At 54.2% G+C, this 12,933-nt stretch carries 12 protein-coding genes; 7 read left to right on the forward strand and 5 right to left on the reverse strand.

The window, feature by feature from the left end:
- Positions 1–28: 28 nt before the first annotated feature.
- Positions 29–370: a hypothetical protein gene (locus ABU190_RS13335; RefSeq protein ID WP_354691569.1), complete on the forward strand. Its 342-nt coding sequence runs from the start codon at positions 29–31 to the stop codon at positions 368–370.
- Positions 371–425: 55 nt separating this feature from the next.
- On the forward strand, positions 426–692 hold the full coding sequence (locus ABU190_RS13340; protein ID WP_041851440.1) for a biofilm development regulator YmgB/AriR family protein: 267 nt from the start codon (positions 426–428) through the stop codon (positions 690–692).
- Between the two features lie 49 nt (positions 693–741).
- Here the strand turns inward: ABU190_RS13340 and ABU190_RS13345 are convergent, their stop codons facing one another.
- Positions 742–1,935: an NAD(P)/FAD-dependent oxidoreductase gene (locus tag ABU190_RS13345; RefSeq protein ID WP_354691570.1), complete on the reverse strand. Its 1,194-nt coding sequence runs from the start codon at positions 1,933–1,935 to the stop codon at positions 742–744.
- 230 nt (positions 1,936–2,165) lie between these two features.
- Between ABU190_RS13345 and pitA the strand changes: the two genes are divergently transcribed.
- Positions 2,166–3,662 (forward strand): inorganic phosphate transporter PitA, encoded by a 1,497-nt coding sequence (pitA, locus tag ABU190_RS13350; RefSeq protein ID WP_354691571.1) that lies wholly within the window; start codon positions 2,166–2,168, stop codon positions 3,660–3,662.
- Positions 3,663–3,700: 38 nt separating this feature from the next.
- Here the strand turns inward: pitA and uspB are convergent, their stop codons facing one another.
- Positions 3,701–4,036 carry a universal stress protein UspB gene (uspB, locus tag ABU190_RS13355; protein ID WP_041851285.1) on the reverse strand — a complete coding sequence of 112 codons (336 nt, stop codon included), beginning with the start codon at positions 4,034–4,036 and terminating at the stop codon, positions 3,701–3,703.
- 518 nt (positions 4,037–4,554) lie between these two features.
- Here uspB and uspA point away from each other — a divergent pair.
- Positions 4,555–4,992 (forward strand): universal stress protein UspA, encoded by a 438-nt coding sequence (gene uspA, locus ABU190_RS13360; RefSeq protein ID WP_041851284.1) that lies wholly within the window; start codon positions 4,555–4,557, stop codon positions 4,990–4,992.
- Positions 4,993–5,252: 260 nt separating this feature from the next.
- Here the strand turns inward: uspA and rsmJ are convergent, their stop codons facing one another.
- Both rsmJ and prlC read right to left on the reverse strand, forming a co-directional pair.
- Complete coding sequence (gene rsmJ / locus ABU190_RS13365) at positions 5,253–6,005, reverse strand: 16S rRNA (guanine(1516)-N(2))-methyltransferase RsmJ (RefSeq protein WP_079496961.1); 753 nt, start codon at positions 6,003–6,005, stop codon at positions 5,253–5,255.
- 129 nt (positions 6,006–6,134) lie between these two features.
- Positions 6,135–8,177, reverse strand: coding sequence for an oligopeptidase A (gene prlC / locus ABU190_RS13370; protein WP_071195002.1), 2,043 nt, complete (start codon positions 8,175–8,177; stop codon positions 6,135–6,137).
- A 231-nt stretch (positions 8,178–8,408) separates the two neighbouring features.
- Here prlC and ABU190_RS13375 point away from each other — a divergent pair, with 231 nt between their 5' ends.
- Entirely contained in the window at positions 8,409–8,858 is a 450-nt protein-coding gene (locus ABU190_RS13375) for a hypothetical protein (protein ID WP_354691572.1), read from the forward strand.
- 42 nt (positions 8,859–8,900) lie between these two features.
- On the opposite strand, the gene ABU190_RS13380 is transcribed toward ABU190_RS13375, so the two are convergent.
- Positions 8,901–10,172: a phosphatase PAP2 family protein gene (locus ABU190_RS13380; protein WP_354691573.1), complete on the reverse strand. Its 1,272-nt coding sequence runs from the start codon at positions 10,170–10,172 to the stop codon at positions 8,901–8,903.
- 193 nt (positions 10,173–10,365) lie between these two features.
- Between ABU190_RS13380 and ABU190_RS13385 the strand changes: the two genes are divergently transcribed.
- Complete coding sequence (locus ABU190_RS13385) at positions 10,366–11,208, forward strand: 23S rRNA (adenine(2030)-N(6))-methyltransferase RlmJ (protein ID WP_041851280.1); 843 nt, start codon at positions 10,366–10,368, stop codon at positions 11,206–11,208.
- A gap of 228 nt (positions 11,209–11,436) precedes the next feature.
- Positions 11,437–12,789 carry a glutathione-disulfide reductase gene (gorA, locus tag ABU190_RS13390; RefSeq protein ID WP_354691574.1) on the forward strand — a complete coding sequence of 451 codons (1,353 nt, stop codon included), beginning with the start codon at positions 11,437–11,439 and terminating at the stop codon, positions 12,787–12,789.
- Positions 12,790–12,933 lie beyond the last annotated feature (144 nt).

Raw genomic sequence — 12,933 nt, forward strand, 5'->3', positions numbered from 1 at the left:
AGAGATGACTTCATGCCGCGTTTCATTCATGAACAGAGCGGCAAGCAGAGATGCAGTTATGAATAGTAGTGATAATGAACAACTGACAGATGAATTGATTGGAGAGGCGCTGCTTTTTCTTCTTAAAGAAAATGGCCCGATAAATACCCTGGCCCTCATTGCCCGGCTGCAACAGATGGAGAGCAGCGAGCAGGATAGCCAGAGACGGGCGGTGCTTGTGCGTCTGATCGAGGAAATCAGCAGTAATAAATTTGCCTCATCCCGTGTTCAGAATGGGAATGAGCAATACGAGAACATCAGAGACGCCGGAGATAATGTCTATCCATTATTCGGCAATCGCCAACGGCAGGGCCGCAGTAAAAAGCAGTGATAGCTGATGGCCCTATTACGGAAAACTATACTAAGGCGTGAAAATGAACCAGGTGATGATTGAAAAATCAGAGCTTTATAAGAATTTGCCCAACAAGACATTGTCTGATTATTTTCGTAACGCTGGCGATTTATTGGCCGAAGAGGCGATTATTCTCGGGGGCGTGATCCGCAGCATTCTGGCTTACGATGGTCAAGTGACCAACAAAGCCATCATCCTGCGGCTGATTAATCTGATGGAAAATACAGAAGATGTCGTCAGAAAGGACATTCTTCGTAAGACCCTGGAGATCGTGGTCGATCATACGATGGACGATATCTGATCTTCGCATGATCGGAAGGCACAACGGATCATGACCATCCAGAGACCACTTATTCTTCAACCAGCGCCTGCGCACACGCCCAGGCGCTGGCCCATGCCCACTGAAAGTTATAGCCGCCCAGCCAGCCGGTAACATCCATCACTTCACCAATAAAATAGAGCCCCGGTACCTTGCGGGCTTCCATCGTGCGTGAAGAGAGTTCGTTGGTATCGACACCGCCGAGCGTCACTTCCGCCGTGCGATAGCCTTCGGTGCCGTTAGGCTGCACGCGCCAGTTCGTCAGCGTGTCGATCAACGATTCCTGGTCGCGGCTATTGAGCTGCTTAAGCGTGATATCCGGGATCTGCCCCAGTTGTTGCAGACACTCCACCAGCCGTTTCGGCAGTTGCATCGCCAGCGTGTTTTTCAGGCTTTGATTCGGGTGCGCCTGGCGCTGCTCATTCAGCAGGCTGTCGAGATCGCACTCCGGCAGCAGGTTAATAGTGACAAACTCCCCCGCCTGCCAGTAGCTGGAGATTTGCAGCACCGCTGGCCCGGAGAGGCCGCGATGGGTGAAAAGCAGGTTTTCTTTAAATACCGTGCCGTCTTCTGCGGTAATCACAGACGGCACCGAGACGCCGGAAAGCACCTGAAATTGTTCCAGCAAGGGTTTATGCAACGTGAACGGCACCAGTCCGGCACGCGTCGGCAGCACGTTCAGGCCAAACTGTTCAGCGAGCTTATAGCCAAACGGTGATGCGCCCAGACCTGGCATAGAAAGCCCGCCAGAAGCGACCACCAGTTTTTTCGCCGCCACCGTGTCACCATTCAATTGCAACGTGTAGCCATCGTCATCACGGGAAACACTCAGGACTTCGCTACGCAAACGCAGCGTCACCTTGCCTTTTTCACACTCCGCCACCAGCATGTCGACAATCTGTTCAGCAGAGTCATCACAAAAGAGCTGGCCCAGCGTCTTTTCATGCCAGGCGATCCCGTACTTGCCCACCAGGTCAATAAAGTCCCATTGGGTATAACGGGCAAGGGCAGATTTGCAGAAATGGGGGTTCTGGCTGAGATAAGCCGCAGGCTCGACATAAAGGTTAGTAAAGTTACAGCGACCGCCACCGGACATCAGAATTTTGCGGCCTGGCTTCTTGCCATTATCCAGTAACAGCACGCGTAACCCCGCCTGCCCCGCCTGAGCTGCACAAAACATTCCCGCCGCACCGGCACCGATAACAATGGCATCAAACCGTTCCACACTAAAATCCTCTTCATTATGTCGCGGCGGATTGTAAATAGTTCAGGGTGGTCACACCAGCACGAATACGCAGACCAATATCCATTACATTGAAAAATATAAGAATATGCTTAAAGCAAAGGAGGCTAACCAGAAAGAATGTCAAAAAAAGTCCATTTTTCACTTTGCCGATGCTGCCAAACTCCCTGATAATGCGCCGCGTTCATGTCCTCAAAATGGCGTAACGTCCTATGGTACATTTATTTGCCGGTCTGGATCTCCATACCGGGCTGTTACTTTTGCTTGCTCTGGGTTTTGTTCTGTTCTACGAAGCGATCAATGGCTTCCACGACACGGCGAACGCAGTGGCAACGGTTATCTATACCCGCGCTATGCGCTCACAGTTGGCTGTTGTTATGGCAGCGGTATTTAACTTCTTCGGCGTCCTGCTGGGTGGGTTAAGCGTGGCCTATGCGATTGTGCATATGCTACCGACCGATTTGCTGCTTAACGTCAGTTCAGCACATGGCCTTGCCATGGTTTTCTCTATGTTGCTGGCCGCGATCATCTGGAACCTCGGTACCTGGTATCTCGGCTTGCCTGCCTCCAGCTCCCACACCCTGATTGGCGCGATTATCGGTATTGGTTTAACCAATGCCCTGATGTCCGGCACCTCGGTAGTGGATGCGCTTAACATTCCAAAAGTGCTGAACATTTTTGCCTCCCTGATTGTCTCGCCAATTGTTGGCCTGATTTTCGCGGGCGGGCTGGTGTTCCTGCTGCGTCGGTTCTGGAGCGGCAGTAAAAAGCGCGCGCGTATTCACCTGACGCCCGCGGAGCGTGAAAAGCAAGACGGCAAAAGAAAGCCGCCTTTCTGGACGCGTATCGCGCTGATTCTTTCTGCTATTGGCGTGAGCTTCTCTCACGGCGCGAACGATGGTCAGAAAGGTATTGGTCTGATCATGCTGGTACTGATTGGCGTCGCACCTGCGGGCTTCGTGGTTAACATGAATGCTTCAGGTTATGACATCACCCGTACCCGTGACGCGGTGAACAACGTGGAAGTGTACTTCCAGCAACATCCGGAGCTTCTGCAGAAGGCAACGGGCGTAGCGCAACAACCGCTGACACCTGCGGAAACAGCGGCAACCCCGGCACAGTTCCACTGTCATCCGACCCGCGCCATTATTGCGCTGGATCGTGCTAAAGAGATGCTGACCGGGATTGAAAGCTACGACAAACTCGGCGTGGAGCAGCGCAGTCAGTTGCGTCGCATCATGCTTTGTCTGTCGGATATCACCGACCAGGTCGCGAAGCAGCCTGACGTCAATGCCGACGACCAGCGTCTGCTTAAGAAGCTGAAAAGCGACATGCTGAGCACCATCGAATACGCGCCAATCTGGATTATCATGGCCGTCGCGCTGGCGTTAGGTGTGGGTACGATGATTGGCTGGCGTCGTGTGGCGACCACCATCGGCGAAAAAATCGGTAAGAAAGGCATGACTTACGCGCAGGGCATGTCCGCACAGATGACTGCCGCAGTCTCCATCGGTCTGGCAAGCTATACCGGTATGCCCGTCTCCACCACGCACGTACTCTCGTCCTCAGTAGCAGGGACGATGATCGTCGATGGCGGCGGTCTGCAACGCAAAACCGTCACCAGCATTTTGATGGCCTGGGTCTTTACCCTACCGGCGTCAATCATCCTTTCGGGCGTGCTTTACTGGTTAGCCCTCAAGCTGATTTAACAACGAAACGGGTCAGGAAACTGGCCCGTTTTTTTTGCTCAGTGCCAAATCATCAGAGCAATCAGGCTCACCAGAATCAGCCCACAGAGCGCGCTGGTTAAGATGAACTGCCCGCGTACTCGCTCACAGCGGCGAATAAACTCTTCATCATGATGGTCGCGATAGCGCTGGCCATAAATGTACCAGACTAAACGCATCTGCTTGCTGGGTTGTCCATGGGAGGTAAAAAAGCCTCCGCCATCAACATACTGGTAAAGTAAGGGGTCACAACCACGAAGTACCACTAACAATGCGCGCAATGACGAAAAATAACGCGCCATGTTAACCACACAAACGATGCACAAAGCCCAAAACAGCGCGACGGTGCTGATCATATCTCCTCCCCCGGCGAACCGCCCACGGAAACGTGATCCGGGATGACCGCTCCCAGATAATCAACCAAGTCATTCAGTGAAGAGTATTACCAATAGCCGATCGAGATCACAAACTGAAATCCAAACGGCTCATTAAATAGTGTAGGAGATTTGTTTATTTTTTTGCCACAACGTTAATCAATCTTGTGCATCTGGTTGTAAATATTGGTTAAGTGAATCGTGATCCAGGCAGATTGACGATAACTTCACAGAGTTATAAGGTAGAAATATTCCCACACTCAACGTAATTCGGGTTGCAGGAAGGCGGCAAGAGAATGAATCCCCTGAGCATAGAAGACCGTGCGATGGGATAAACGAACGTAGCCAACGCATCTGCAGCGTAAAGTACGAAGAGTATCAAATGAAATGCTTAAGGCCGGGCGCTACCCGTGCAGGTGGTACGCAGGACGCGGGAAACAGTGCTGTGTCAGGGGTGAGTAACCCTATGGTCATCGACAACTTATGGAAGGAGTAACACTATGGCTTACAAACACATTCTCATCGCAGTCGATCTTTCTCCTGAAAGCAAATTGCTGGTCGAAAAAGCAGTATCCATGGCGCGGCCTTATAACGCGAAGGTGTCACTGATTCATGTCGATGTAAATTATTCTGATCTCTACACCGGTCTTATCGACGTTAACCTGGGCGATATGCAAAAACGTATCTCTGATGAGACACACCATGCGCTGACCGAACTGTCTACCAATGCGGGCTACCCGATCACGGAGACCTTAAGCGGTAGCGGTGATTTAGGGCAGGTACTGGTAGATGCCATTAAGAAATACGATATGGATCTGGTGGTTTGCGGGCATCATCAGGACTTCTGGAGCAAACTGATGTCCTCCGCACGTCAGCTCATCAATACTGTCCATGTGGACATGCTGATTGTTCCGCTGAAAGATGAAGACGAAGAATAACCGTCCCTCTTTTCTTGCCTGCTAACGCCCGCTGCTGCGGGCGTTTTATTTTCTGGCGCTGATTTCCCCGCCAAAGGCCGATAAAACCGCCTTGTGCAGTTACATGTAGCCCCGGTACCCGCAGCGTCACCAGGGGTCCCGGACGGCGGCAGTCGCCTTGTCCGGGCTACAAAACCCCTGGGCGCTCAGCACTAAACTGTTCCCTCTCCCTGTGAGAGAGGGCCAGGGTGAGGGCACCAGACCGCACCGCCCTCACAAATTCACTCCGGCGTCCCGGAATAAATATCAAACCGATGCCCCTTGGTGACCACCGCATTGGTAGTCGCCACATCCGCCAGCGGTGGCGCGTAATCCGGGCGCTTCACCACCACACGTTTCGTCGCCAGTTGACGCGCGGGCCCCAGCAGGCCATCCGCATCCAGATCCGGCCCCACCAGCGACTGGAACACCCGCATCTCTTTCTTCACCAGCGCGCTTTTTTGCTTATGCGGGAACATCGGATCGAGATAAACCACCTGCGGACGCGGAGTGATATCCGCCAGCCCGGTCAGGCTGGAGGCATGAATCAACTGCAACCGCTCCTGTAACCAGGCGCCAATTTCCGGGTCCGCGTAGCCACGCGCCAGGCCATCATCCAGCAGTGCGGCAACCACCGGGTTTCGCTCTAACATCCGCACCCGGCAGCCGACTGACGCCAGCACAAAGGCATCACGCCCCAGCCCCGCCGTCGCATCCACCACATCCGGCAGATAATCGCCCTTGATGCCAACAGCCTTCGCCACAGCCTCGCCGCGCCCACCGCCAAACTTACGCCGATGGGCCATTGCCCCACCCACGAAATCGACAAAAATACCGCCGAGCTTCGGCTCATCGCGTTTACGCAGTTCCAGATGCGACGGTGTAAGCACCAGCGCCATCAGGTTATTTTCGTCATGTTCCAGGCCCCAGCGGGACGCAAGAACAGATAAGGCGCCGTCTCCGGCGCCTGTTTCATCTATCAAACAGATTTTCACTACATAAACCCTAAATAATTCAAGCGGCAGGAAGGCGGCAAGTGCGTGAATCCCCAGGAGCTTACAAGAGTAAGTGACTGGGGTGAGCAAACGTCGCCAACGCACATGCAGCTTGAAGTATGACGGGGATTAGCCTTCGATACCATAATGCTCCAGCATCGCATCCAGTTGCGGCTCACGGCCACGGAAACGCTTAAACAGCTCCATCGGCTCTTCGGAACCACCACGGGTCAGAATATTGTCGAGGAACGACTGCCCGGTTTCGCGGTTGAAAATCCCCTCTTCTTCAAAGCGTGAGTAGGCATCTGCCGCCAGCACATCCGCCCACAGGTAGCTGTAATACCCTGCGGCGTAGCCCCCCGCAAAGATATGGCTGAACGCATGCGGGAAGCGGCCCCATGTCGGGCTTGGCACCACGGCAACCTGTTTTTTAATTTCAAACAGCGTATCGAGGATTTTGGCCCCCTGCTCCGGGCTAAACTCGGCGTGCAGGCGGAAATCGAACAGGCCGAACTCTAGCTGACGGAGGATAAACAGCGCCGCCTGGTAGTTTTTCGCGGCCAGCATTTTATCCAGCAGATCCTGTGGCAGCGGCTCGCCCGTTTCATAATGACCCGAGATAAATGCCAGCGCTTCCGGCTCCCAGCACCAGTTTTCCATAAACTGGCTCGGCAGTTCGACCGCATCCCATGGCACACCGCTAATACCAGCAACCCCCGGCGTTTCGATACGGGTCAGCATATGATGCAGGCCGTGACCAAATTCGTGGAACAGGGTGATCACTTCATCATGGGTGAACAGCGCCGGTTTGCCGCTGACCGGACGGTTGAAGTTACAGGTAAGGTAGGCCACTGGTTTTTGCAGCGAACCGTCTGCCAGGCGCATTTGCCCAACACAGTCATCCATCCACGCGCCGCCGCGTTTGTGCTCACGGGCGTAGAGGTCAAGATAGAAACTACCGCGCAGTTCATTGCTTTCGTCATACAGCTCAAAGAAACGCACATCCGGATGCCAGACATCAACATCGTGACGCTCTTTCGCGGTAATACCGTAAATCCGTTTCACCACTTCAAACAGGCCGCTTACCGCTTTGTTTTCCGGGAAGTACGGGCGCAACTGTTCGTCGCTAATGCTGTACAGATGCTGCTTCTGTTTTTCGCTGTAGTAAGCGATATCCCACGGTTGCAGCTCATCCACACCAAACTCTTTTTTGGCGAACGCACGCAGTTGTGCCAGCTCTCTTTCACCCTGCGGACGGGCGCGTTTGGCGAGATCGGTCAGGAAGTCGAGTACCTGCGCCGGGTTTTCCGCCATTTTGGTCGCCAGCGATTTATAGGCATAGCTTTCAAAACCGAGCAGTTGGGCCAGTTCGTGACGCAGGGCGAGAATTTCCGCCATCACCGGGCTGTTATCCCATTTGCCTGCGTTCGGCCCCTGGTCAGAAGCGCGGGTGCTGTAAGCGCGGTACATCTCTTCGCGCAGCGGTTGGTTGTCGCAATAGGTCATCACCGGCAGGTAGCTCGGGATATCCAGCGTCAGCAGGTAACCCTCTTGCTCTTTCGCTTCGGCCTGGGCTTTTGCAGCGGCCAGCGCGCTTTCCGGCATACCGGCCAGCTCGGCTTCATCGGTCACCAGCTTTGTCCAGCCCATGGTCGCATCGAGCACATTGTTGCTGTACTGATTGCCCAGTTCGGACAGGCGCGCAGCGATTTCGCCGTAGCGTTTTTGTTTCTCTTTTTCGAGGCCAATACCGGACAGTTCGAAATCACGCAGGGCGTTATCGACAGATTTCTTCTGCGCAATGCTCAGGGTGGCGTAGTGATCGCCATTGCGTAAGTCGCGGTAGGCGTTGTACAGCCCTTCATGTTGCCCAACCCAGGTGCTGTATTCCGACAGTAACGGCAGCGTCTGCTCATAGGCTTCACGCAGTTCCGGGCTGTTTTTCACAGAATTCAAATGGCTCACCGGGGAGAACAGACGCCCCAGCACATCGTCCACTTCCGCCAGCGGCTGGCACAGATTTTCCCAGGTGTACGGCGCACCATGGGCTACCACGCTTTCCACCGCGGTACGGCAATCATCCAGCGCTTTCGTCACGGCAGGCACGACGTGTTCAGGCAGGATTTTTGAAAACGGCGGTAATTCGAAACGCGTGAGTAATGGATTGGTCATAAGCGCAGTCCTGTCCTGTTAAAGAGAGTGAGTGAAGCGCACGATCCGGCGCTCTGCATAACGTTGTAGCATGGGGTTAAGTGTAGAGGATTTCAATGGCAGGCGTTGCGCTGAACTGCTTATCGCTGCAATACCCATTTACACATAGGATGTCGTTTCCGCTATGAAATCAAAGTAATAAGAACCGTCGTACAGGGCGTATACTCATCACGACGGCGAAAAGGAGACCGCATGTTGAATTTCATTATGACAATACTGCCGCTACTGGCGCTTATCGGGCTGGTACTTGTGTTTCCAAAATGGCGACATCGAAAAAACGACATACAAGCAAATCATGGGTTACGAAAGATATCTATCACCACCAAAACCTTTCGGCCAGGCAAAGGGGGGCAGTTATTACCCACGGATTATTATTTCGATGAAGGGTATTTCTATGAAGTTCAGCTTGATGTGAAAAAATCTGTGCCACTGAGCGCGATAACCAAGATCGAGCGCGACAATATTAAAGTGAATAATCGTTCTTTCTGGATAGTGACTTACATGACTGACGGGCAGATGAAACAGGCAAGATTCCGCCATAACTACACCCTGTTTAACACCGACTTTGCCGATTTCCTGGAGGCGGTTAAACGTGCTAACCCTGCCGCCAGCGTGCGCAAACTGACCGCTTTTAGCCTCTGATTACCAATACGGTGCAGGCAATGCCCGCACCGTTGTCAAAACTTACTTCGCTTTATGCGCCATGGCATAAGCCGCAGGCAAATTCAGGCGCTGCCAGAAGCGCTGATCGGCAGTTTCCCCAGAGAGCGGGTAACCGTCTGGCAGCGCGGTTTTCACCATCAACTCGCGCCGCGCTGTCGCTGACAGGTTTGGCAGCGCCGCCTCCAGTAGCACTTCCGCCCCTTCCGGTACTTTCACTCCCTGCGTCTTCCCTTTTTGCTGCGGCAGGTCGTAGGTCATGGTGAAGCGGTAAAATTCTTTCATCGCCGGATCGCGGTACGGATCGTCTTTCCCCGCCGTTTTCGCACACTCCGCAAGCGACGCACCGCACTCTTTCTCCAGCGCCGTACGCAACTGATCACGGGCTTCGTTGAACAGCTTGCGGTACGCCGGATCATTGAGGTAGTGCGCCACGTTACGCTGGGCCACCATGCGCGAACCCATCACATCCAGCGGATAATGCACGCCAAGCACAATGCGCGAGTAACCATAGCGGGCACCGCGCTCCACCAATGACTCAAAGCGTTCCGGGATCATCCCGGCCATCAACAGCGCATCGGTATAGCCGGTATTGGTATGGCCGCTTGGGAAGGAACCGCCGTCCGCCGAGTACGGTTTGTTGTCTTTCACCACCACATCATCCGGCACCTGGTGAATCGTGTTGCCCTGAATAAGGAACGGACGCTTGTAGTCGAAGTGCTTCTTCGCCGCGCCGGTACTGACTTCGCTGGCTTTAATTAGCGCAGCCGCTTTGCCCAGCTCTCCCTTGTCATAGGCGGTGAGAAACGCTTTACCCAGACGAGGACCAAGCGCGTCAGACAGGAAGTACAAGTAGCTGATACCTTCTGCGTCAGCCAGCGCCTGATGGCGCAGCCCCTGCGTGGCATCGAGATTAATCGTCTCAACGGTTTTCAGGTTGGCATCCAGTACAGGAGCGGGCAGCTTGTTGAACGAGGAGAGCAATTCAATGCCGGCCTGCTGGTTATCTTTTACTTTGAAATCATAGCCGCTGGCTTTCAGCCACGCGGTGTCGGCCTGTTTTACACTTTGCGACGCTTTTTCCAGGTGCTCACGCTCCACCTTTGCACCGTCCCCCTTTAGCGCGGCACGCAGCGCGGCCAGAGACTGGTTTTCCAGGCTATCAAACGCCTGGCTTTCCGAGGCCGGCGTGGTGGTATTGGCAATGTCGTGCGCAGTAGAGAGTGGCACATCTTTCGCCATCGCCTGATGAGCAAGCAGCAGTGAGACAGTTAACAGCGTTAAACGGATTTTCATTTTTTATCCTTTTATTCAAACGATTACCTTGCCTGCGCTCGACGCTAGCCCTGTAAGTTGACGCTTTTGTGACAGGGATAAATTTTGAAACGTTTTACGACTGCCTGAAACAACCGCAGGGTTCAACGACATTCCCGCGCAATCTACGGTAAACTGTGGCTAATCTCGTTCATATTCTGGAATTTCTATCTCCATGCTCAGTTACCGCCACAGCTTCCACGCAGGCAACCATGCCGACGTACTCAAACACACCGTTCAGAGCCTGATCATTGAAGCGCTCAAAGAAAAAGAGAAACCGTTTCTCTATCTCGATACCCACGCGGGTGCGGGCCGCTATCAGCTTTCCGGCGAACATGCCGAACGTACCGGGGAATATCTGGAGGGAATTGGACGCATCTGGCAACAAGACGATATTCCGGCTGAGCTGGAGCCGTACATGAGCGTGCTGCGCCACTTTAACCGCAACGAGACACTGCGCTACTATCCTGGCTCACCGCTGATTGCCCGTCAGTTGTTGCGCGAACAGGACAGCCTGTTCCTGACCGAACTGCACCCGAGCGACTATCCGCTGCTGCGCCAGGAGTTCCAGAAAGACGAGCGTGCCCGCGTTGAGCGTGCCGATGGCTACCAGCAATTGAAAGCCAAACTGCCGCCAGTTTCCCGTCGCGGCCTGGTGCTGATAGACCCGCCGTATGAAATAAAAACCGATTATCAGGCGGTAGTATCCGGCATTAGCGAAGGCTACAAGCGCTTTGCAACCGGCACTTATGCTCTGTGGTACCCGGTGGTGCTGCGCCAGCAAATCAAACGTATGGTGCATGACCTGGAAGCAACCGGCATTCGTAAAATTCTGCAGATTGAACTGGCGGTGCGCCCGGACAGCGACCAGCGTGGGATGACCGCCTCCGGCATGATCGTAGTTAACCCGCCGTGGAAATTAGAAGCACAGATGAATAACGTGCTGCCGTGGCTGCACAGTAAACTGGTGCCCGCCGGGACAGGCCACACCCTCGTTAACTGGATTGTTCCCGAGTAATCGCAGCAATCGAAGGAACCTTGCTGGCTGCGCGTTACAATCGCGACACTTTCGATCTCGTTCAGGATTAAGAGCCTACCCAGTAGGCGTACATTGTTGCAGCGAGTTTGGACACGGACAGCGCGGAACAACCAGAGCGTACACGCAGTACGTGAGGATTGTGAGCACTGCCCAGGTCCAAAATGGCCAATAAAATAGCCTAATTGGATAGGCTCTAAGGAATTAACCATGAGCAAACATTACGACTATATCGCCATTGGCGGTGGCAGCGGTGGCATTGCCTCGATTAACCGTGCCGCTATGTACGGCCAGAAGTGCGCGCTGATTGAAGCCAAAGAGCTTGGCGGCACCTGTGTGAATGTGGGTTGTGTTCCGAAAAAAGTGATGTGGCACGCGGCGCAAATCCGCGAGGCTATTGATCTGTACGGGCCGGACTACGGCTTCGACACCACCGTCAATCATTTCGACTGGAACAAACTGGTTGCCAGCCGCACGGCCTACATTGACCGTATCCATACCTCGTATGACAACGTGCTGGGTAAAAACAATGTCGATGTGATTCGTGGTTTCGCCCGCTTTATTGACGCGAAGACTGTCGAGGTCAATGGCGAGACGATCACCGCCGATCACATCCTGATCGCAACCGGTGGTCGCCCGAGCCACCCGAAAATTCCAGGTGCGGAATACGGTATCGACTCCGACGGTTTCTTTGCCCTGCCCGCGCTACCTGAACGCGTGGCGGTGGTCGGTGCCGGCTATATCGCCGTTGAACTGGCCGGGGTGATTAACGGGCTGGGCGCAGAAGCGCATCTGTTCGTGCGTAAGCACTCTCCGCTGCGCAGTTTCGATCCGATGATCAGTGAAACGCTGGTTGAGGTAATGGCCGCCGAAGGGCCGACGCTACATACCCAGGCAGTCCCCAAAGCCGTGGTGAAAAACGCCGACGGCAGCCTGACGTTGGAGCTGGATGATGGACGCAGCCAGACGGTGGATTGCCTGATTTGGGCGATTGGTCGTGAACCGGCGAACGACACCTTCAATCTGGACGTCACCGGGGTGAAAACCGACGAGAAAGGTTTCATCGTGGTGGATAAATTCCAGAATACCTCCGTGCCAGGTATTTACGCTGTCGGCGATAACACGGGTGCAGTTGAGCTGACCCCTGTCGCCGTGGCCGCAGGCCGTCGTCTGTCTGAACGCCTGTTTAATAACAAGCCGGACGAGCATCTGGATTACAGCAATATCCCGACCGTGGTGTTCAGCCATCCGCCGATCGGCACCGTTGGTTTAACCGAACCGCAGGCGCGCGAGCAGTATGGCGATAGTGAAGTCAAAGTGTATAAATCGTCGTTTACCGCGATGTATACCGCCGTGACCTCTCACCGCCAGCCGTGCCGCATGAAGTTAGTTTGCGTTGGCCCGGAAGAGAAAATCGTCGGTATCCACGGCATCGGTTTCGGGATGGATGAAATTATGCAAGGCTTCGCGGTCGCTCTGAAAATGGGTGCCACCAAGAAGGACTTCGACAATACGGTGGCTATTCACCCGACGGCGGCAGAAGAGTTTGTCACCATGCGGTGAGTCCCTCCCCCGGGTGGCGGCTGACGCCTTACCCGGGCTACGACCGGTTTTCTCCCTCTCCCTCAGGGAGAGGGTTGGGGTGAGGGGAATATGCGGCTCAGGTGGAGGGTTCCGTTCCCCTTTACAATCCCCGCAGCACCGCCT

Origin of the sequence: Phytobacter sp. RSE-02 (assembly GCF_040578655.1) — a bacterium.
Taxonomy (GTDB): Bacteria; Pseudomonadota; Gammaproteobacteria; order Enterobacterales; family Enterobacteriaceae; genus Phytobacter; species Phytobacter diazotrophicus.